The following is a 19989-nucleotide window of genomic DNA, read 5'->3' as shown; positions in this document are numbered from 1 at the left end:
TTGAGGGAGTGACACACACGATGACAACCACCGCCCCGCGCCTCGGGCCGGCCCCCGGACGGGGACACGCCCTCGTCCGGCTCGTCCGGCTGCTGCTCGTCGCCGCCGCGCTGCTCGGCACGGTGCTCGCCGCCGCGGGCCCCGCGTCCGCGCACGCGGCGCTGACCGGCAGCGACCCGCAGGACGGGGCGGTGGTCGCCACCGCCCCCAAGGAGGTCAACCTGACCTTCTCGGAGGAGGTCGCCATGAGCGACGACTCCATCCGGGTCCTCGACCCGGCCGGGAAGCGGGTCGACACCGGCGAGATACAGAACCTGTGCAGCGGCTCGGTCATCCGCTACGGCGTCGCCCTGCTGCCCGGACTGCCCGACGGCACCTACACCGTGGCCTGGCAGACCGTCTCCGCCGACAGCCACCCGGTCTCCGGCGCCTTCACCTTCTCCGTCGGCGCCCCCTCCACCACCTCCGTCGCCCTGCCCGACACCCCCGTCGGCGGCGGCCTGGTCGGCGCGCTCTACGGCATCGCGCGCTACCTCTCGTACGCCGGATTCGTCGTCCTCGTCGGCGGCGGGGCCTTCGTCCTGGCCTGCTGGCCGCGCGGCGCCGCCGTGCGCCCGGTGCAGCGGCTCGTGGTCCGGGGCTGGCTCACGCTGACCGCGGCCACCCTGGCGCTGCTGCTGCTCCGCCACCCGTACACCAAGACCGGAAAGCTCGGCGACGTCTTCGACCTGGGCGGGCTCCGGGCCGTCCTGGAGACCAAGACCGGCGCCGCGCTCTCCTCCCGGCTGCTGCTGCTCGGCGCCGCCGCGCTGTTCGTCGCCGTGCTGTTCGGCGCCTACGCCCGGCGCCGCGACGAGAAGGAGCACAAGGACCTCACCTTCGGCCTCGCGCTCGGCGGCACCGTCGTCGCGGCCGGCATCGCCGGTACGTGGGCGCTGGCCGAGCACGCCTCGACCGGGCTCCAGCCGGGCATCGCGATGCCGGTCGACATCCTGCACCTGCTGGCCGTCGCCGCCTGGCTCGGCGGACTCACCGCCCTGCTCGTCGCGCTCTACCGGGCACCGTCGGTCGAACGGTCCGCCGTCGAGCGCTACTCGAACCTGGCCTTCGGCTCGGTCGTCGTCCTCGCCGCCACCGGCATCTACCAGACCTGGCGGCAGGTCGGCACCTGGTCGGCCCTGACCGACACCCGGTACGGACAGCTGCTCCTGGTCAAGGTCGGCCTGGTGGCCGTCCTGGTCGGCATCGGGTGGGTGTCGCGGCGGTGGGTGCGGCGGCTCGCGGAGCGGCCGGTGGGGGCGGAGACCTCCGATGCGGCGACCTCCGATGCGGCGACCTCTGAGGACGAGGTCTCTGAGGACGAGGTCTCCGCAGAGGTGGCCGCCGAGCCGGAGGCCGACGAGCGGGAGGCCGACCCCGAGCGGGCCGCGCAGCTCGCCCGGCAGCGGGCCGCCGTCGCCACCGCGCAGCGGAAGAAGGCGCGGGACGCCGACCCCGAGCGGGCCGGGCTGCGCCGCTCGGTGCTCACCGAGGCCGCCGTGGCCGTCGTCCTGCTCGCGGTGACGACCGTGCTCACCTCCACCGAGCCCGCCCGTACCGAGGAGGAAGCCGGCCGGGGCCGCGCGACCGCGGGCGCCGCCGCGGTGCCCAACCGTCCCGTCGACGTCCGGCTGCCCTTCGACACCGGCGGCGTGGACGGCAAGGGCACCGTCCAGCTCACCCTGGACCCCGGTCGTACGGGCGCCAACGCGCTGCACATCTATGTGCTGCGGCCCAACGGCCGGGCGCTCGACGTGCCCGAGGTGAAGGTCTCCTTCACCCTCAAGGCGAAGGACATCGGCCCGCTGCCGGTGCTGCCCGACCGCATCCAGACCGGACACTGGACGGCGAGCGGCGTCCAGCTGCCGATGGCGGGCGAGTGGCTGATGCAGGTCACCGTCCGTACCTCCGAGATCGACCAGACCACCATCGAGAAGAACGTGAAGATCGGCTGAGCCCCGTGAGCGACAACAACCTTGAGATCTCCCGCCGACGGGTGCTCGGCACCGTGGGCGCGGCCGGCGCCGCCGGACTGGTGATCGGCGCGGCCGGCGGTGCCGGCATCTCCGCGGCGGTGTCCGGGGACGGTTCCGAGACCGGCAAGGCCGGCTCCGGCGGTTCGACGGCGCTCAGCACGGTCGGTGCGACCGAGGTGATGTTTCACGGGAAACATCAAGCGGGGATCACCACTCCGCTTCAGTCCCGGGGCCATCTGGTCGCCTTCGACCTCGCGCCGGGCGCGGGCCGCAAGGAGGCCGCCGCGCTGCTCCGCCGCTGGTCGGCCACGGCGAAGGCGCTGATGGCGGGCCGGACGGCGAGCGGGGCCGCCGACACCGGGATCGCCCTCGACGCGGGCCCGTCCTCCCTGACGGTGACCTTCGGCTTGGGCCGCACCTTCTTCGACCGCACCGGTCTCGCCGCGCGCCGCCCCGGCCAGCTCGATCCGCTGCCCGCCTTCTCCTCGGACGCGCTCGACCCGAAGCGTTCGGAGGGCGATCTGTGGGTGCAGATCGGCGCGGACGACGCGCTGGTCGCCTTCCACGCGCTGCGCGCGCTCCAGAAGGACGCGGGCGAGGCGGCCCGGGTGCGCTGGCAGATGAACGGCTTCAACCGCTCGGCCGGCGCCACCGCCCGACCGATGACCGCCCGCAATCTGATGGGCCAGGTCGACGGCACCAACAACCCCAAGCCGGCCGACCCCGACTTCGACAAGCGGATCTTCGTGCCGCAGGGCGCGACCGGTGCCCAGGACTGGATGGCGGGCGGCTCGTACGCGGTCGTCCGGCGGATCCGGATGCTGCTCGACGACTGGGAGCGGCTGTCCCTGGACAAGCAGGAGAAGGTGATCGGGCGGCGGAAGTCGGACGGCGCGCCGCTGTCCGGCGGGACCGAGACGACTCCGCTCGACCTGAACAAGATGGGTCCGGACGGCAAGACCGTCATCCCCGACAACGCCCATGCCCGGATCTCCGCCCCCGAACAGAACGGCGGGGCGGCGATGCTGCGCCGGCCGTTCTCCTTCCACGACGGGATCGCGGCGGACGGCACACCGGACGCCGGGCTGCTCTTCGTCTGCTGGCAGGCCGATCCGCTGCGCGGCTTCGTGCCCGTGCAGCGCAAGCTGGACCGGGGCGACGCGCTGTCGCCGTTCCTGCGGCACGAGGCGAGCGGTCTGTTCGCGGTGCCGGGCGGGCCGGCGGAGGGCGAGTACGTGGGGCAGCGCCTGCTTGAGGCGTAGCGCGCCTAGTACCTCTCCCGGAGTCGTGGCGGGCCCGCTCGGTGCGTCGTAGCGAACCCGCCGGCTCCGGGCCCTCCATTAGGGTGACCGTATGTCCGCCAACCGGTATACGTATCTCGGTCCCGAAGGCACTTTCACGGAGGCCGCGCTGCGTACGCTGCCCGAGGCCGCGACGCGGGAGCTCGTCCCGATGGTCTCGGTGCCGGCCGCCCTGGACGCCGTGCGCAACGGCGACGCCGCCGCCGCGCTCGTGCCGATCGAGAACTCGGTCGAGGGCGGGGTGACCGCGACCCTCGACGAGCTGGCCTCCGGCGAGCCGCTGATGATCTACCGCGAGGTGCTGCTCCCGATCGCCTTCGCCCTGCTCGTACGGCCCGGGACGAAGCTGTCGGAGATCAAGACCGTCACCGGTCACCCGGTGGCGCAGCCGCAGGTGCGGAACTGGCTGCGGGCCCATCTGCCGGACGCACTGTGGGAGTCGGCCGCGTCCAACGCGGACGGCGCCCGGCTGGTCCAGGAGGGCCGTTTCGACGCGGCCTTCGCGGGCGAGTTCGCGGCGGCGACGTACGGTCTCGAACCGCTGGTCAGCGAGATCCACGACGCCGAGAACGCGGAGACGCGTTTCGTGCTCGTGGGCCGGCCGGCCCGGCCGGCGGCACCGACCGGCGCGGACAAGACCTCGGTGGTGCTGTGGCTCGGCGACGACCACCCGGGTGCGCTGCTCGAACTCCTCCAGGAATTCGCGGTGCGCGGGGTGAACCTGATGCTGATCCAGTCGCGGCCGACCGGCGCGGGCATCGGCAACTACTGCTTCGCCGTCGACGCGGAGGGCCATATCGCGGACCGGCGGGTCGGCGAGGCGCTGATGGGCCTGAAGCGGATCTGCCCGAAGGTGCGGTTCCTCGGCTCGTATCCGCGCGCGGGGGTGGCGGTGGAGGACGTCCGGCCGCTGCGGCGCGGGACGACGGACAGCGAGTTCACCGAGGCCTCCGACTGGCTGGCCCGCGCCCAGGACGGCCGGGCCTGAGCCACCGGCCTGAGTTATCCACAGGGTCGAGCCGAGGCCTGGGGACAAGTCGACAAGGCCGCGCACACGGGTCGACAAATCGTCGTCACCCCAGGTCCGGGGCCCCACACTTTGGAGCGAGCAATTCCCACTCGAAGGAGTGGGAAAATGCCGTGAAGATCGACGGGCGGCGCTCGTCCACAGATCTTTCGCACAGCCTGTGGATAAGTCACCCTCGCTGTGCAGAACTCCGGAGAACCCCGGAGAACCCCAATGAACTGCGAATGGGGAATTCACCGGAAAACAAAGCAATTCGGGCAAAGCGACACGCAAACCTATATCGGGTAGGGCGCTCCCGGCCGCACCGGTAGCCTGGTGGGGTGATTGACCTTCGCCTGCTCCGTGAGGACCCCGACCGTGTTCGCGCCTCCCAGCGCGCCCGTGGAGAGGACGTCGGCCTCGTCGACGCCCTGCTCTCCGCCGATGAGCGGCGCAGGTCGTCCGGCGTCCGCTTCGACGAACTCCGCTCCGAGCAGAAGGCGCTCGGCAAGCTGATCCCCAAGGCCTCCCCGGAGGAACGCGCCGAGCTGCTGCAGAAGGCGGAACAGCTCAAGGTCGACGTGAAGGCCGCGGAGGCCGAGCAGAACGAGGCCGACGAGTCGGCCCGCGCGCTGCTGCTCCAGCTCGGCAACATCGTCCACCAGGACGTCCCGGTCGGCGGCGAGGAGGACTTCGTCGTCCTCGAGACCCACGGCACCATCCGCGACTTCGCGGCCGAGGGCTTCGAGCCCAAGGACCACCTGGAGCTCGGCGAGGCGCTCGGCGCCATCGACGTCGAGCGCGGCGCCAAGGTCTCCGGCTCGCGCTTCTACTACCTGACCGGCGTCGGCGCCCTGCTCGAGCTCGCCCTGGTCAACGCGGCGATCGCGCAGGCCACCGAGGCCGGCTTCACCCCGATGCTCACCCCGGCCCTGGTCCGCCCGCGCGCCATGGAGGGCACCGGCTTCCTCGGCCAGGCCGCGGAGAACGTGTACCACCTGGAGAAGGACGACTTCTACCTGGTCGGCACCTCCGAGGTCCCGCTCGCCGCGTACCACATGGACGAGATCATCGAGGCCGACAAGCTGCCCCTGCGGTACGCCGGCTTCTCGCCGTGCTTCCGCCGCGAGGCCGGCACGTACGGCAAGGACACCCGCGGCATCTTCCGCGTCCACCAGTTCGACAAGGTCGAGATGTTCTCGTACGTCGCACCGGACGACGCCGAGGCCGAGCACAAGCGGCTGCTCGACTGGGAGAAGCAGTGGCTGACCGCCCTGGAGCTGCCGTTCCAGGTGATCGACGTCGCCACCGGCGACCTGGGCGCCTCCGCCTCCCGCAAGTTCGACTGCGAGGCGTGGATCCCGACCCAGGGCAAGTACCGCGAGCTGACCTCGGCCTCCAACTGCGACGGCTTCCAGGCCCGCCGCCTCTCCGTCCGCATGCGCGACGACAAGGACGGCAAGAAGGTCGTACAGCCGCTGGCCACCCTGAACGGCACGCTGTGCGCCGTCCCGCGCACCATCGTGGCGATCCTGGAGAACCACCAGCTGGCCGACGGCTCGGTGCGGGTGCCCGAGATCCTGCGCCCCTACCTCGGCGGGCGCGAGGTCCTGGAGCCGATCTCCAAGTGAGCACCGGCTTCCCCTACCGCCTGGTCGCGACGGACCTCGACGGGACGCTGCTGCGGCCCGACGAGTCCGTCTCGGACCGGACGCGCGAGGCACTGGCCGCGGCGACCGCGGCCGGCGCGGCGCACATCGTCGTCACCGGGCGGGCCGTGCCCTGGACCCGGCACATCCTCGACGACCTCGGCTACGAGGGGATCGCGGTGTGCGGGCAGGGCGCGCAGGTCTACCACGCGGGCGAGCGCCGGCTGCTGACCTCGCTGACCCTCGACCGGCAGCTCGCCGGGCTCGCGCTCTCCAAGATCGAGGCGGAGGCCGGGCCGCTGGCCCTGGCCGCCAGCCGCGACGGCCTGGAGGGCGAGGTCCTGATCGGCCCCCGCTACCGGACCCAGGGCGGGCCGCTGCCGTACGTGCCGTACGAGGACCCGGCCGCGCTGTGGGCGGCGCCGCTCACCAAGCTCTACATCCAGCACCCGGTGCTGAGCGACGACGAGCTGACCCGGCTCGCGCGGGAGACCGTCGGCGGTCTGGTCGACGTCGTCATGGCCGGTCCGGGCATCGTGGAGATCGTGCCGCTCGGGCTCAGCAAGGCGACCGGGCTCTCGCTCGCCGCGCGCCGGCTCGGCGTGAAGGCGGCGGAGACGATCGCCTTCGGCGACATGCCCAACGACATCCCGATGTTCGGCTGGGCGGCCCGCGGCGTGGCCATGGCCAACGCCCACGAGCAGCTGAAGGCAGTGGCCGACGAGGTCACCGGCTCCAACGAGGAGGACGGCATCGCCGTCGTCCTGGAGCGGCTGCTCGGAGCATGAGGCTCTAGGCACTGGTACGAGGAGCGGGGCGGCCCGCGCGGTTCGCCTCCGCGCGCTCGAAGCGGCCGCCCCGTTCCCGTACCCCCTCAGTGTGCTCCCGGCGTGTGGCCGCCCACCAGGGATTTTTCCGGGCCGGCCCCCGGGCCGGAGCCTTCTCTGGTGAACGGCCAGAAGGCCAGACCGATCACCAGCGAGACCGCGTGGCCGAGGTCGGTGTACGTGCGGTCGGTGATCAGCGGGACCGCGAAGAAGGCCACCGCGCCGGCCAGGTAGAACCAGCGCCAGGGGCGCGGCAGCCGGTAGGTGAGGATGCCGACCGAGGCGGCGAGGCCGTAGCTCACCCCGATGTCGACGACGTGCGCCATGCTGCGCGGCACGTCGTGGTCCCTGATGGCCTCCAGGACGACCTTCTGGCTGACGAGCGTGGCGGCGACGTGCGCGGTGCCGACGACGATCAGCCATTTCAGAGTGCCGAGCCAGCGCTCGACGGGTGCGTGGAAGACCTCGAAGAGGACGGCGTAGAAGGGCAGGCTCGCCGGGTTCTCGATCCAGAAGGCGCTGCCGAGCAGGGCCCGCATCGGGTGCCGGGAGAGTTCGTGGAGATTGCTGCTGTTGCGGTGCAGCAGATAGTGCTCCAGGCCGTCCGGGGACAGCGCGATGACCAGGCTGGTGAGCGCGATGACGGCCAGCCAGATGTGCGTACCGGGTGACGAACGCACCCACGACCTGATCGGTCGGGACGGTTCGCCACCCGGCGCACGGGACGCACGAGGCGCTCGGGGAGAGGTTTCGCGAGGCACGAGTCCGTGCCTATCACCCCTTTATGGGGGAAACCCGAGAGAAATACCCCGAAACCCGGAAACCCGGAACCCGAAACCCGGAAGCCCTGATCAGAAATTGATCATGTGTCCGGCGATGCCGTGGATCGCTTCCTTCACGGCCTCGCCCAGGGTCGGGTGGGCGTGCACGTTGCGGGCGACCTCGTGCACGGTCAGGTCCCACTGCTGGGCCAGGGTCAGCTCGGGCAGCAGCTCGGTGACGTCCGGGCCGATCAGGTGGGCGCCGACGATCTCGCCGTACTGGGCGTCGGCGACGATCTTCACGAAGCCGGTCGAGTCGCCGAGGCCGTGCGCCTTGCCGTTCGCCATGAACGGGAACTTGGCGACCTTGACGTCGTAGCCCTTCTCGCGGGCCTGCGCCTCGGTGTAGCCGAAGCTCGCGATCTGCGGCTGGCAGTAGGTGGCGCGCGGGATCATGACGTAGTCGAGCTCCATCGTCTCGGCGTCCGCGATGGTCTCGGCGGCGATGACACCCATGGCCTCGGCGGTGTGCGCGAGCATCAGCTTCGCGGTCACGTCGCCGATCGCGAAGATGTTCGGCACGGAGGTGCGGCAGCGGCCGTCGACGTCGATGGCGCCGCGCTCGGTGAGGGCGACACCGGTGTTCTCCAGGCCGTAGCCGGCGACGTTCGGGGCGAAGCCGATGGCCTGCAGGACCTTGTCGGCCTCCAGGACCTTCTGGGAGCCGTCCTTGGCGGTGACGGTGACCCGGACCTGCGGGCCGGACTCGTCGATGGCCTCGACGCGGGTCGAGGTGAGGACGTCGATGCCGAGCTTGCGGTACTGCTTCGCGAGCTCCTTCGACACCTCCTCGTCCTCCAGCGGGGCCATCCGGTCGAGGAACTCGACGATGGTGACCTTGGTGCCGTAGTTGTTCAGGACGTACGCGAACTCGATGCCGATCGCGCCGGCGCCGGCGATGATGATCGACTGCGGGGCGTCCTCGGCGAGGATCTGCTGCTCGTACGAGACGACGCGGTCGCTGAGCGCGGTGCCGGGGAGCAGTCGCGGGGTGGCGCCGGTGGCGATGATGCAGTTGTCGAAGGTGATCGTCTGCGTGGTGCCGTCGGACTTCGCCACCTGGAGGGTGTTCGCGTCGACGAAGGTGCCCCGGCCGTCGAACTCGGTGATGCCGTTCTTCTTCATCAGGAAGTGGACGCCCTTGACCCGGCCGTCCGCGACCGTGCGGCTGCGGCTGAACGCCTCGCGGTAGTCGAAGGACACCGTGCCGTCGACCTTGATGCCGAAGGTCTTGGCCTCGTGGTTGAAGATGTGGGCGAGCTCGGCGTTGCGCAGCAGCGCCTTGGTCGGGATGCAGCCGACGTTCAGGCAGACACCGCCCCAGTACTTCTCCTCGACGACCGCGACCCGCTTGCCCAGCTGGGCGGCGCGGATGGCGGCGACGTAGCCGCCGGGGCCAGCTCCGAGTACGACGACGTCGAAGCGGTCTGACATGACTGACTCCCGAGGGTGGTGAGGGTGTTCGGCACACGTACGAGCCCACAGTAGTCCGGTCCCTGCGGACCGGCCGGAGAGGCGAGCGAGGTCACATCCGCGCAGTTGTAGGATGACTGGGCAACCGGGCGAATAGGGGTTTTCGATGGCACTGAAGGCGGCGGGGCGGACCTCGCTGGTGGACTCCGTGGTGACGCAGCTGCGCGCCCAGCTCGCCGAGGGCGAGTGGGCCGTCGGCGACCGCATCCCCACCGAGCACGAGCTGGCCGAGCTCCTCGGCGTGGGCCGCAACACGGTCCGCGAGGCCGTCCGGGTGCTCGTCCACGCCGGGCTCCTGGAGTCCCGCCAGGGCCACGGCACCTTCGTCCGGTCCACCGCCGACCCGGCCGCCGTGCTCCACGGCGTACGGCACGCGGGCGCGCTGGACGTCCTGGAGCTGCGCACCGCCCTGGAGGCGGAGGCCGCCCGGCTCGCGGCGGCCCGGCGCGACACCCACGACCTGCTGCGGCTGCGGGCCGCGCTCGCCACCCTGCGCGAGGAGGGCGACCGGGACGCGGACGCCGACCTCGCCCTTCACCTGGCGGTCGTCGAGGCCACCCACAACGCGGCCTTCCGCGAGGTCTACCGCTTCTTCTCCACCCAGGTGCACGAGGTCCTGGTGGAGGCGCTGGGCGACCGGGCGATGCCGCCGGTCGACATCGACGCCCACGAGGCGCTGGTCGCCGCCATCGAGGCCGGGGACGCCGACGCGGCCGAGGCCGGGGCGCGCGAGCTGCTGCGGGTGCCGAGGGAGACGGTCACGGCGCTGCTTGAGCGGGAAGCGGGCGACAAGTGACGACCGGCCCCGGCCCCGGCCTTATGGACGCAGCCCCGCCGGTTGTCGAGGCGGAGGCCGGGACCGGGGGCGCTGCTTCCCGGTGGGCGCTGCTGCGGCACCCGGCGCTCCTGCTGGTCGGGATCGTGCTGGCCTCGCTGAACATGCGGGCCGCGCTCGCGAGCGTGTCGCCGCTGGTGAGCGAGCTGGCGGAGACGTACGGACTGTCCTCGGCGGCGAGTTCCCTGGTGACCTCGGTGCCGGTGCTGTTCCTGGGGCTCGGCGCGCTGGTGGCGCCCTGGCTGGGCCGGCGTTTCGGCGCCGAGCGGGTGCTGTTCGCGGCGCTGCTGCTGCTCGGCGTCGGCATCCTGGTGCGGATCCTGCCCTCGGCGGCCGCGCTCTACGGCGGCGGCGTCCTGGTCGGCACCGCCATCGCCCTGCTCAACGTGCTGATGCCGGGCCTGATCAAGCGGGACTTCCCGGACCGCGCCGCGTCCATGACCTCCGTCTACACGGGCGCCATGATCGCGGGCGCCACCGTCGTCGCCGCCGCCTCGGTCCCCCTGGAGCGGTCGCTCGGCGGCTGGCAGGCCTCCCTCGGCGTCTGGTCGCTGCTCGCGGCCGTGGCGGCGCTCGCCTGGCTGCCGCAGGTGCTGGTCGCCCGGGGCGGGACGGGGCGGGCGGCCGAGCCGGTACGGGCCGTCCCGGCCGACGCCGCCCGGCCGGTGAACGTGTGGCGCTCGGCGCTCGCCTGGCAGGTGACCCTGTTCATGGGCCTTCAGTCGCTGTGGTCGTACGTGCTGATCGCCTGGATGCCGACGATCTTCACCGACCACGGGATGAGCCGCTCGACGGCCGGGGTGATCTTCGCCTTCAACAATCTGATCCAGGTCGCGGGCGCCTTCGCGGTGCCGCTGCTCGCCGGGCGGATGCGCGGTCAGCGGCCGCTGATCGTCCTGGTGACGACGCTGGTCGCCGCCGGATACGCGGGCCTCATGGTGGCCCCGGTGCAGGGCGCCTGGCTGTGGTCGGCGGTGCTCGGCGTCGGCCAGGGCGGGGCGGTGGGCCTGGCCCTCACCCTGATCGTGCTGCGCTCGGGCGACGCGGCGACCGCCGCCCGGCTCTCCGGGATGGCGCAGACCGTCGGCTATCTCCTCGCCGCGGCCGGCCCGCTGGCCGCCGGCGCCCTCCACCAGGCCACCGGCTCCTGGACCCCGCCGATCGCCGCCGTTCTCGGCGTCTGCGCGGCGGCCCTCGCCCTGGGCCTGCTCGCGGCCCGGAACCGTACGGTCTGAACCACCGTCCGGTTCCGGACCCCGGGTCCGGCTACTCCTCGCCCGCCAGCGTCAGCGTGCGCAGCTTGTGGCCCGCGAACCAGGTGGCGCCGATGGTCACGGCGACAAGCAGCGCTATCGCGGTGGGCAGGGACACCTCGGAGCTGATCAGGCTGTCGCCGGTGACCTTCTCCGCGAGGGCGAGCGCCCACTGCTGGACGCTGAGGGTGCGGGCGCCCGAGATGAGGGAGCCGAACAGGGCCTCCCACACCAGCGCGTAGACCAGTCCGATCACCACGGCGTGCCGGCTGACCGTGCCGAGCAGCAGGAAGAGCGCGCTGTACGCGATGGAGGCCACCAGGGCCGCCACGGTGTAGGCGACGGCGACCTGCTGCCCGTTGCCGTTGAGGACGAAGCCGGCGATCAGGGTGGGCACGGCGGAGAAGACCATCGTGACCGCGATGGCGACGATCAGCTTGGTGAAGATGATCGTGGGCCGTTTCACCGGCTTGGACAGGAGATAGACGATCGAGCCGTCGTCGATCTCCGGGCCGATCGCGCCGGTGCCGGCGATCACGCCGATCAGCGGCACCATGGTGGCGAGCGCGAAGCCGCCGAGGACATCGGCCGCGACCTGGTCGTCCGCGCCGTTGAAGGCGCGGATCGCCGCGGCGATCAGGATGAGCAGCGCGGGCAGCGCGAACAGGATCAGCGCCCGCCGGCGGCCGAGCAGGGCCCGGTAGGTGAGCCGGGCGACAGTGGGGTTGTACATCGGTCGGGGCTCCTTTCAGGCCGCTACGAGATACGAGAAGACGGATTCGAGGGACTCGTCCGAGGGCGAGACCGTGAGGAGCCGGATGCCGCGCTCCTTGGCGACCTTCGGCAGCAGCTCGGTGAACCGGCCGAAGTCCACGGCCTGGATGCGCAGTCCGCCCTCGGCGCCGTGCTCGACCTCGATGCCGGCCGTCGACGGGTCGGCGATCAGCGCCGCCGCGAGCTCCCGGTCGTCGCTGGAGCGGACCAGATAGCGGTGCGGCCGGTCGGTCATCAGGCGGCGGATCCGGCGGAAGTCGCCGGAGGCCGCGTGCCGGCCGGCGACGATCACCTCGATGTGCGAGGCGAGCTGCTCGACCTCCTCCAGGATGTGCGAGGAGAACAGCACGGTGCGGCCCTCGGCGCCCATCCGCCGCAGCAGCTCCATGAGTTGCATGCGCTGGCGCGGGTCCATGCCGTTGAACGGCTCGTCGAGCAGCAGCACGGACGGCTCGTGCACGAGGGCGGAGGCCATCTTCACGCGCTGCCGCATGCCCTTGCTGTACGTGGCGATCTTGCGGTCCTGCGCGTACTCCATCTCCACGGTGGCGAGGGCCTTCTGGGCCTCCGCGTCGCCGAGGCCCTGCAACTCGGCGTTGGCGACGACGAATTCGCGGCCGGTGAGGAAGTCGTACATCGCCTCCCGCTCGGGGACGACGCCGATCTGCCGGTAGACCGACTCGTTGCGCCAGATCGCCGCGCCGTCGAGGGTGACGGTGCCGGTGGAGGGGGCGAGGAAGCCGCCCATCATGTTGATCAGGGTGGACTTGCCGGCGCCGTTGGGGCCGAGCAGGCCGGTGACACCGGGACCGACGGTCATGGTGACGTCGTTGACGGCCACGACGTTGCCGAACCAGCGCGAGGCGTGGTCGATGTTCAGGGTGGTCACAGCCCGACCTTTCGGTAGCGGCGCATCAGCACGCCGTACGAACCGGCGATGAGCGCGAGGACGACCAGCAGGTAGACCACGCCGACCGCGGTGCCGGGGGCCGCGGCCTCCCCGCCGGGGGCCTGGGTGGGCGCGCCGAGGAAGGCGTCCTGCACGCCGCCGATGAGGGTGATCGGCGAGAACAGGCCGATCCACTTGACGGCGCCCACGTTGTCCGTGCCGTAAGCGATGCCCTGGAGGGTGGAGACCGCTCCGTAGGTGATCACCAGGGCGGCGATGACGGCGGCGACGCCGAAGCCGCGGCGCGGGGTGAGGGCCGCCATGACGAGGCCGATGCCGCCGAAGAGCAACGAGAGCAGCGCCACGGACACCAGGCCCTGGCCGAACATCTGCGTCTGGTCCGCGAAGTCCATCTTGGCGAGCAGCGAGCCGATCCACATGATCAGCAGCGGTGCGGCGGTCAGGATGAACAGCGCCGAGGCCATCGCCCCGTACTTGGCGAGGACGTAGTCCACGCGCTCGATCGGGCGGGCGAAGTACAGCGGCACGGTCCGGAAGCGCAGGTCGCGGGAGACGGACTGCGGGGCCTGGGCGGCCACGAAGATCCCGATGACCATCTGGAGGAAGATCGCGTACTGCGTGTACTCGATCGACAGCTTCGAGGACTTGGTGACGACGGCGACCGCGACGATGATCAGCGCGGGCACGCACATCACCGCGAACAGCAGCATCGGCAGCACCTTGGACTTGGCGCTGCGGCCGAGGCCGTAGGCGCCGCGCAGCGACTGCGAGAACAGGGCGCGGCGGGCGGCGGAGCGGCCGAGCCGCGGTCCGTCGTAGCTGCGGTAGCCGATGTTGTGGATCCGGCTGGTGTCGGTGGCCTGGACGGGCCCGGGGGTCTGGGTGCTCATCGCGCCGGCACCTCCTCCTGCTCCTGCTGCTGCGTCTTGAAGACCTCGGCGATGTGGTGGCGGCGCTGCTCCATGCGCACCAGGCCGAGGCCGAGGCCGGCGACGGTGTCGCGGACCAGGTCGTAGGTCTCGTCGCCGGAGGCTTCCAGGAGCAGGATGTGCCCGGCGCCCGGCAGGCCGTCCTCGACGCCGGGGTGCAGGGTGACGCCGGCGGCGGTGAGGGCGGCGCGCAGCGCCTCCGTGCCGTCGGGGTGGGCGTCGGAGTCGGTGACCTCGACCGCGAGGGTCGTGGTGGTGCGGGTGAAGTCGCTGGTGGAGCTGGAGCGGAGCAGCCGGCCGCCGTCGATGACGACGACGTGGTCGCAGGTGCGCTCCAGTTCGCCGAGCAGGTGCGAGGTGACGAGGACGGAGATGCCGAAGTCGGTCCACACCCGGCGGATCAGGCCGAGCATGTCGTCGCGGCCGACCGGGTCCAGGCCGTTCGTCGGCTCGTCGAGCAGCACCAGCTGCGGGTCGTGGACCAGGGCCTGGGCCAGCTTCACCCGCTGCTTCATGCCGGTCGAGTAGCCGCCCATCGGGCGGTAGCGCTCCTCGTACAGGCCGACATGGCGCAGGGTGTCCGCGGTGCGCTCGCGGGCGGCGGCCGGCGGGAGCCCGGACATGCGCGCCATGTGCACGACGAACTCGGTGGCCGAGACGTCGGGCGGCAGGCAGTCGTGCTCCGGCATGTAGCCGACCCGCTCGCGGATCTGGGCGCCGGCGGTGGCGACGTCGAGTCCGAGGACTTCGGCGCGGCCCTCCGTGGCCGGGGACAGACCGAGCAGGATTTTGATCATCGTGGACTTGCCGGCTCCGTTGGCACCCACCAGTCCGGTCACACCGGGCCCGATGTCCAGGGAGAGCCGGTCGAGAGCGGTCACCCGGGGGAACCGCTTGCTGAGGCTTTCGGTGGCGATCACAGTCACGCTTCGACGGTAGTGGTGTGCGTCACGCGAGTCGTCAGACCAACGGCTCGATCCTTGTCCGACTCCAGGAGTACAAGCCCGTACGGGAGCGACGACGAAGGTCTCGTTTTCCACAGGGGCGGTGCACACCCCTTGACGCAGCCGCCGGGCATTGTCACATTCATCGATGTCAAGTTACGGACGCGTAGGGCTACCGGATGCTCACGCGCGCTCACACACGGACGGGCGGGGTGGCATGGCATCGGCAGGTGCGGTGATGGGCGGGCTCACCACGGAACTGCGGGGTTTCAGAGAGGTCCAGCGCCTCTCGTACGAGTGCGCGGAGGCCGTCGCGGCCCAGCTCAAGCCCGGTGTGACCGAGCGCGAGGCGGCCCGGATGCAGCGCGAGTGGCTGTACGCGCGAGGGGTGAAGGACTGGTTCCACCGCCCGTTCGCCTGGTTCGGCGACCGCACGGCCTTCGTCGACTTCAAGATCCCGCTGCAGTTCTTCCCCACGAACAAGCGCCTTGAGGCCGGGATGCCGTTCATCCTCGACATGGCGCCCGTCTACAAGGGCCACACCGCCGACATCGGCTACTCCGGCTGCCTGGGCCTCAACCCGGTCCACGACAAGCTGCTCGCCGATCTGAAGGACCACCGCGAGCTGATCCTGCGTGAGGTGCGCGAGCGCCGCACGCTGCGGGAGATATACGAGGACGTGGACCGGCTCATGGTCCGCCAGGGCTATGCGAACCGGCACCGGGCCTATCCCTTCGGCGTCATCGCCCACAAGATCGACCGGGTCAAGGAGCGCCGCTGGGCGCCGACCCTGTTCGGCTTCGGCACCCAGTCCCTCAAGGGCCTGGCGAGCGACGCCCTGCACGGCCACCGCGACGGCTGGTCGCCGCTCTGGTCGCCGTACAAGTTCTCCGACCACCCGCCCAGGCCGGGCCTGTGGGCGGTCGAGCCGCACCTCGGATTCCGGGGTACGGGCGCGAAGTTCGAGGAGATCCTGGTCGTCACCGACTCCAAGGACCCCGAGCAGAGCGCTTTCTGGCTGGACGACGACCTGCCGCACGTGCGGCGCTGGAACGAGGAAGGGACGGCAGCCTGATGGCGGGGATCGCAGGGCTGAACGAGGCGCGCGAGCGCCGGGTCCGCACCGGCGGGATCGAGCTGTGCGTGGCCGAGCTGGGGGACGCGGACCGCCCCACGGTGCTGCTCGTGCACGGCTACCCGGACTCCAAGGAGGTCTGGTCGGAGGTCGCGACCCGGCTCGCCGAGCGCTTCCACGTGGTGCTGTACGACGTGCGGGGCCACGGTCGGTCGACCGCGCCGACCCCGCTGCGCGGCGGCTTCACCCTGGAGAAGCTGACCGACGACTTCCTGGCCGTCGCGGACGCGGTGAGCCCGGACCGGCCGGTCCACCTGGTCGGGCACGACTGGGGCTCGGTGCAGTCCTGGGAGTTCGTGACGGTGCCCCGCACCGAGGGCCGGATCGCCTCCTTCACCTCGATGTCCGGGCCGTCGCTCGACCACTTCGGGCACTGGATCAAGACCCGGATGACCCGGCCCACCCCGCGCCGGGTCGGCCAGCTCCTCGGCCAGGGCGCCAAGTCCTGGTACGTGTACATGCTGCACACCCCCGTGCTGCCCGAGCTGGCCTGGCGCGGGCCGCTCGGCAAGCGCTGGCCGAAGCTCCTGGAGCGGATGGAGAAGGTCCCGGCCGGCGCCTACCCGACGCCCTCGCTGCCCGGCGACGCGGCCACCGGAGCCTGGCTGTACCGGGACAATGTGCGGGCCCGGCTGACCCGGCCGCGCGCCGACGCCTTCGCGCACGCGCCCGTGCAGCTGATCACGCCGACCGGCGACGCCTTCCTCTCCGAGCGGCTCTACGACGACCTGGCCGACTGGGTGCCGGACCTGACCCGCCGCACCCTGCCCGCCAAGCACTGGGTGCCGCGCACCCGACCCGACCAACTGGCCGCGTGGATCACCGAGTTCGTCGAGGCGAACGAGGACCCGGCGACCAGGGCCCCGCGCCCGGCGCCGAAGGGCGACGTGCGCCCGGAGTACGCGGAGCGCTTCGGCGGGCAGCTGGTCCTGGTGACCGGCGCGGCCAGCGGCATCGGCCGGGCCACCGCCTTCGCCTTCGCGGAGGCCGGCGCCCGGGTGATCGCGGTGGACCGGGACACCGAGGGCGCGGCCCGTACGGCCGAGATGTCCCGGCTGATCGGGGCGCCGGAGGCCTGGGGCGAGACCGTCGACGTCTCCGACGAGCAGGCGATGGAGAAGCTGGCCGCGAAGGTGGCGAGCGAGTACGGCGTGGTGGACGTGCTGGTCAACAACGCGGGCATCGGGCTCACCGGCTCGTTCTTCGAGACCACCAGCGAGGAGTGGCAGCGGGTCCTCGACGTCAATCTGTGGGGCGTGATCCACGGCTGCCGGATCTTCGGCGGCCAGATGGCGGCGCGCGGCCAGGGCGGCCACATCGTCAACACGGCCTCGGCGGCGGCCTTCCAGCCCTCCCGCGCGCTCCCGGCGTACAGCACGTCGAAGGCGGCGGTGCTGATGCTGAGCGAGTGCCTGCGGGCCGAGCTGGCGGAGCAGGGCATCGGCGTCTCGGCGATCTGCCCGGGCATCGTGAACACCAACATCACGTCGACCGCGCGGTTCGCCGGGGTGACCGACGAGGCCGAGGAGAAGCGGCGGCAGCAGAAGGTCTCGCGCCTCTACGGGATGCGCAACTACCCGCCGGAGAAGGTCGCGGACGCGATCCTGCGCGCGGTGCTGCGCGACGAGGCCGTCGTCCCGGTCACCCCGGAGGCCCGCGGCGCCCATCTGCTGTCCCGGTTCGCCCCGGGCGCCCTGCGGGCGCTCGCCCGGGTGCGGCCGCCGGCGTAGGGCGCAGGACGGGGCGGGGCGGAGCAGGAGGGGACGGGGCGGGACGGGGTCGGGCGGGGCAGTCGTACCATCCCTCGACGGGTGAAGGGAGCGGGCGATGGGAACGGGTTTGTCCGAGCGGGCGGCACAGCCGGAGTACCGGATCGAGGATCTGGCCCATCACAGCGGGGCCACCGTGCGAACGATCCGCGCCTACCAGGACCGCGGACTGCTGCCCCGCCCGGAGCGGCGGGGCAGGTCGAACGTGTACGGGGACAGCCATCTGGCCCGGCTGCGCCAGATCGCCGACCTGCTCGACCGCGGCTACACCCTGGCCTCCATCAAGGAGCTCCTGGAGGCCTGGGACACCGGGCGCGGACTCGGCGGGGTGCTCGGCCTGGTGGCCGAGGTCGACGGCCCGTGGACGGACGAGGAGGCCGACCGGATCTCCCGCGCCGACCTCGACGCCCGCTTCGGCGGCACCCCCGACGAGGACGCGGTCCGCGAGGCGATCGAGCTCGGGGTCCTGGAGCGCATCCCGGACCGGGAGACCGAGGAGTACCTCGTGCCCAGCCCCCAGGAGCTGGCGGTGGCGGCCGAGTTGTACGCGGCGGGCGTTCCGCTCGCCGCAATCACCGGCCATCTTCGGGAACTTCGCGGTCAGGTCGAGCACATCGCCTCCCGCTTCCTGGAGTTCACCAGCGAGCACGTCTTCGCCCGCTATCTGGAGCACCGCCCGCCGACGGACGCCGACGCGGCCGAGGCGGCGACCCTGGTACGGCGGCTGCGGCCGCTGGCCCAGCAGACGGTGGACGCCGAACTGGCGCGGGCGATGCGTCTGTTCGCCACCCGGCACCTCCAGCACCACCTGTCCTGGGACAACCCGCCGCCGGAGGGGCGCGAGCCGCGCGCGGTGACGCTGCCGACGGAGACGATTCGGGCCGTGGAGAAGCTGGTTGGCGCGGAGAACGTGGCGGCGTTTGTCACTGCGGCGGCCGAACGAGAGGTACAGACAAGAACATTGGATACCCTTGCCTCAAACGCCGTAAAGGATAGCCAAATCACCCAATAGGCCTCATTCCGCAGGGCCGTTGTCCACAGAATCGCCAACTACCCTGTGGAAAAACCCACTTGGCTGTGGAACAAACCTACGGCTTCAATGGATTTCATGAACGACGAAAAACACCCCGTGGACGAGAGACGCACCGTAAAGGTGTCGAAGTACCTCTCGAAGCATCTGCGTCACCAGCCCGAGCGCATCGGACTGGTCCTCGACCCGCACGGCTGGACCGAGATCGAGACGCTCCTCGCGGCCGCCGCCGCGCACGGCTTCCCGATCACCCGCGCCGAGCTTGACCACGTCGTCGCCGCCAACGACAAGAAGCGCTTCGCGATCGAAGGCACCCGGATCCGGGCCAGCCAGGGCCACACCGTCCCGGTCGACCTGGACCTGCCGCCCGCCGAGCCGCCCGCGTACCTCTACCACGGTACGGTCGCCGACCGGCTCCCCGCCATCCGGACCGAAGGCCTGCGCCCCATGGCCCGCCACCACGTCCACCTCTCGCCCGACCGCGAGACCGCCACCCGGGTCGGCGCCCGCCGCGGCCGCCCCCTCGTGCTCAGCGTCGACGCGGGCGCGATGCACCGGGCCGGCCATGTCTTCCACATCAGCGCCAACGGCGTCTGGCTCACCGACTCCGTACCGCCGGAGTTCATCCGCTTCCCCGGCTGAACCCGCCCCCGGCCGGCCGTCGGGCATGATCGTTCCCATGGGACGACACCGGCACCCGCACCTGCCCACGACCGAATCGGCCGTCGGAGCGATCCGCGCCGTCGCCGAGGAACTGAACCTGGAGATGACGGTCACCGACGACATCGGCGCCGACCAGACCTCCCGCCGCACCTCCGCCGGCGTCTTCACCGTCCTCGACCCGGACGGCTCCCTCCCTCACGAGGCCTTCGTCGAGCTCGGCGGCTCCCCCTCCGTCACCGTCCGCCTCTACCCCGAGGACGACGCCCAGATCACCGTCGACGGCATCGTCTTCGACGACATCCCGCGCGACTCCGCCCCCGCCTTCCTCCGCTCCGTGCACGGCGGCCTCGCCCACGTGAAGGGCCGTTTCCTCCCGCCCGGCTGGTGGCTGATCGTCCCCCTCCCCGGCGACGAGACCTACAAGGAACTCGTCCTCCGCGGCACCCTCACCCCCTGGCTCTCCCGGCAGGTCCGCTGACCTCCCGCGCCGCGGGACGGGAACGCAGCGTCATGATCACGGCGGTGATGCCTGCCGCGAGCACGAGGATGCGGGGCAGCGGCTGCGCCTCGCGCGGCAGCAGGCCGAGGGCGATGACACCACCCAGGGTGACGGCGATCGTCAGGAAGACGACGAGTATGCGACGACGCACGGGAA

The 19989-nt window shown here is 71.7% G+C and carries 19 protein-coding genes; 12 read left to right on the top strand and 7 right to left on the bottom strand.

What is annotated here, in order from left to right:
- Window positions 1-20: 20 nt before the first annotated feature.
- The 5 genes from JAO84_RS18375 (at window position 21) to JAO84_RS18355 (ending at window position 6759) form a co-directional block, all read left to right on the top strand.
- A complete protein-coding gene (locus tag JAO84_RS18375) occupies window positions 21-1994 on the top strand; it encodes a copper resistance protein CopC (RefSeq protein ID WP_370413851.1) in 1974 nt (657 codons plus the stop codon).
- Window positions 1991-3277 carry an iron uptake transporter deferrochelatase/peroxidase subunit gene (gene efeB / locus JAO84_RS18370; protein WP_370416802.1) on the top strand — a complete coding sequence of 429 codons (1287 nt, stop codon included), beginning with the start codon at window positions 1991-1993 and terminating at the stop codon, window positions 3275-3277. Before JAO84_RS18375 ends, efeB begins: the two co-directional genes overlap by 4 nt.
- A gap of 91 nt (window positions 3278-3368) precedes the next feature.
- Complete coding sequence (pheA, locus tag JAO84_RS18365; RefSeq protein ID WP_370413850.1) at window positions 3369-4304, top strand: prephenate dehydratase; 936 nt, start codon at window positions 3369-3371, stop codon at window positions 4302-4304.
- 359 nt (window positions 4305-4663) lie between these two features.
- Window positions 4664-5953, top strand: coding sequence for a serine--tRNA ligase (gene serS, locus JAO84_RS18360; RefSeq protein ID WP_370413849.1), 1290 nt, complete (start codon window positions 4664-4666; stop codon window positions 5951-5953).
- On the top strand, window positions 5950-6759 hold the full coding sequence (locus JAO84_RS18355) for an HAD family hydrolase (protein WP_370413848.1): 810 nt from the start codon (window positions 5950-5952) through the stop codon (window positions 6757-6759). Before serS ends, JAO84_RS18355 begins: the two co-directional genes overlap by 4 nt.
- A gap of 86 nt (window positions 6760-6845) precedes the next feature.
- Here the strand turns inward: JAO84_RS18355 and JAO84_RS18350 are convergent, their stop codons facing one another.
- Complete coding sequence (locus JAO84_RS18350; protein ID WP_370413847.1) at window positions 6846-7478, bottom strand: rhomboid-like protein; 633 nt, start codon at window positions 7476-7478, stop codon at window positions 6846-6848.
- Between the two features lie 171 nt (window positions 7479-7649).
- Complete coding sequence (gene lpdA, locus JAO84_RS18345; protein WP_265861316.1) at window positions 7650-9053, bottom strand: dihydrolipoyl dehydrogenase; 1404 nt, start codon at window positions 9051-9053, stop codon at window positions 7650-7652.
- Window positions 9054-9198: 145 nt separating this feature from the next.
- Between lpdA and JAO84_RS18340 the strand changes: the two genes are divergently transcribed.
- On the top strand, window positions 9199-9888 hold the full coding sequence (locus tag JAO84_RS18340; protein WP_370413846.1) for a FadR/GntR family transcriptional regulator: 690 nt from the start codon (window positions 9199-9201) through the stop codon (window positions 9886-9888).
- A 23-nt stretch (window positions 9889-9911) separates the two neighbouring features.
- Entirely contained in the window at window positions 9912-11162 is a 1251-nt protein-coding gene (locus JAO84_RS18335; protein WP_370416801.1) for a CynX/NimT family MFS transporter, read from the top strand.
- A gap of 31 nt (window positions 11163-11193) precedes the next feature.
- On the opposite strand, the gene JAO84_RS18330 is transcribed toward JAO84_RS18335, so the two are convergent.
- The 4 genes from JAO84_RS18330 to JAO84_RS18315 are packed head-to-tail and all read right to left on the bottom strand — an operon-like array spanning window position 11194 to window position 14713.
- Window positions 11194-11913 (bottom strand): ABC transporter permease, encoded by a 720-nt coding sequence (locus JAO84_RS18330; RefSeq protein WP_370413845.1) that lies wholly within the window; start codon window positions 11911-11913, stop codon window positions 11194-11196.
- 15 nt (window positions 11914-11928) lie between these two features.
- Complete coding sequence (locus JAO84_RS18325) at window positions 11929-12843, bottom strand: ABC transporter ATP-binding protein (RefSeq protein WP_370413844.1); 915 nt, start codon at window positions 12841-12843, stop codon at window positions 11929-11931.
- Window positions 12840-13754: an ABC transporter permease gene (locus JAO84_RS18320; RefSeq protein ID WP_370413843.1), complete on the bottom strand. Its 915-nt coding sequence runs from the start codon at window positions 13752-13754 to the stop codon at window positions 12840-12842. Before JAO84_RS18320 ends, JAO84_RS18325 begins: the two co-directional genes overlap by 4 nt.
- A complete protein-coding gene (locus JAO84_RS18315; RefSeq protein WP_265861883.1) occupies window positions 13751-14713 on the bottom strand; it encodes an ABC transporter ATP-binding protein in 963 nt (320 codons plus the stop codon). The genes JAO84_RS18320 and JAO84_RS18315 overlap by 4 nt, the downstream gene beginning before the upstream one ends.
- 241 nt (window positions 14714-14954) lie before the next feature.
- Between JAO84_RS18315 and JAO84_RS18310 the strand changes: the two genes are divergently transcribed.
- The 5 genes from JAO84_RS18310 (at window position 14955) to JAO84_RS18290 (ending at window position 19812) form a co-directional block, all read left to right on the top strand.
- Complete coding sequence (locus JAO84_RS18310) at window positions 14955-15812, top strand: M24 family metallopeptidase (RefSeq protein ID WP_370413842.1); 858 nt, start codon at window positions 14955-14957, stop codon at window positions 15810-15812.
- Window positions 15812-17602, top strand: coding sequence for an SDR family oxidoreductase (locus JAO84_RS18305; RefSeq protein WP_370413841.1), 1791 nt, complete (start codon window positions 15812-15814; stop codon window positions 17600-17602). Before JAO84_RS18310 ends, JAO84_RS18305 begins: the two co-directional genes overlap by 1 nt.
- A 97-nt stretch (window positions 17603-17699) precedes the next feature.
- Complete coding sequence (locus tag JAO84_RS18300) at window positions 17700-18653, top strand: MerR family transcriptional regulator (RefSeq protein ID WP_370413840.1); 954 nt, start codon at window positions 17700-17702, stop codon at window positions 18651-18653.
- Between the two features lie 117 nt (window positions 18654-18770).
- Window positions 18771-19313, top strand: a complete 543-nt coding sequence (locus tag JAO84_RS18295; RefSeq protein WP_370416800.1) for an RNA 2'-phosphotransferase — start codon at window positions 18771-18773, stop codon at window positions 19311-19313.
- Between the two features lie 37 nt (window positions 19314-19350).
- A complete protein-coding gene (locus JAO84_RS18290) occupies window positions 19351-19812 on the top strand; it encodes a hypothetical protein (RefSeq protein ID WP_370413839.1) in 462 nt (153 codons plus the stop codon).
- On the opposite strand, the gene JAO84_RS18285 is transcribed toward JAO84_RS18290, so the two are convergent.
- Window positions 19781-19984, bottom strand: coding sequence for a hypothetical protein (locus JAO84_RS18285; protein WP_370413838.1), 204 nt, complete (start codon window positions 19982-19984; stop codon window positions 19781-19783). The two genes, JAO84_RS18290 and JAO84_RS18285, sit on opposite strands and share 32 nt — an antisense overlap.
- Between the last annotated feature and the right edge of the window lie 5 nt (window positions 19985-19989).

This window comes from Streptomyces fradiae (assembly GCF_041270065.1).
Classification (GTDB): Bacteria; Actinomycetota; Actinomycetes; order Streptomycetales; family Streptomycetaceae; genus Streptomyces.
This window is presented reverse-complemented; position numbering and strand designations above follow the sequence as displayed.

What these genes read in the sequence shown, in the direction of transcription:
- JAO84_RS18375 (WP_370413851.1), top strand. Translation starts at nt 21, where the DNA reads ATGACAACCACCGCCCCGCGCCTCGGGCCGGCCCCCGGACGGGGACAC.
- pheA (WP_370413850.1), top strand. Translation starts at nt 3,369, where the DNA reads ATGTCCGCCAACCGGTATACGTATCTCGGTCCCGAAGGCACTTTCACG.
- lpdA (WP_265861316.1), bottom strand. Translation starts at nt 9,053, where the DNA reads ATGTCAGACCGCTTCGACGTCGTCGTACTCGGAGCTGGCCCCGGCGGC.
- JAO84_RS18340 (WP_370413846.1), top strand. Translation starts at nt 9,199, where the DNA reads ATGGCACTGAAGGCGGCGGGGCGGACCTCGCTGGTGGACTCCGTGGTG.
- JAO84_RS18335 (WP_370416801.1), top strand. Translation starts at nt 9,912, where the DNA reads ATGGACGCAGCCCCGCCGGTTGTCGAGGCGGAGGCCGGGACCGGGGGC.
- JAO84_RS18330 (WP_370413845.1), bottom strand. Translation starts at nt 11,913, where the DNA reads ATGTACAACCCCACTGTCGCCCGGCTCACCTACCGGGCCCTGCTCGGC.
- JAO84_RS18320 (WP_370413843.1), bottom strand. Translation starts at nt 13,754, where the DNA reads ATGAGCACCCAGACCCCCGGGCCCGTCCAGGCCACCGACACCAGCCGG.
- JAO84_RS18310 (WP_370413842.1), top strand. Translation starts at nt 14,955, where the DNA reads ATGGCATCGGCAGGTGCGGTGATGGGCGGGCTCACCACGGAACTGCGG.
- JAO84_RS18305 (WP_370413841.1), top strand. Translation starts at nt 15,812, where the DNA reads ATGGCGGGGATCGCAGGGCTGAACGAGGCGCGCGAGCGCCGGGTCCGC.
- JAO84_RS18300 (WP_370413840.1), top strand. Translation starts at nt 17,700, where the DNA reads ATGGGAACGGGTTTGTCCGAGCGGGCGGCACAGCCGGAGTACCGGATC.
- JAO84_RS18290 (WP_370413839.1), top strand. Translation starts at nt 19,351, where the DNA reads ATGGGACGACACCGGCACCCGCACCTGCCCACGACCGAATCGGCCGTC.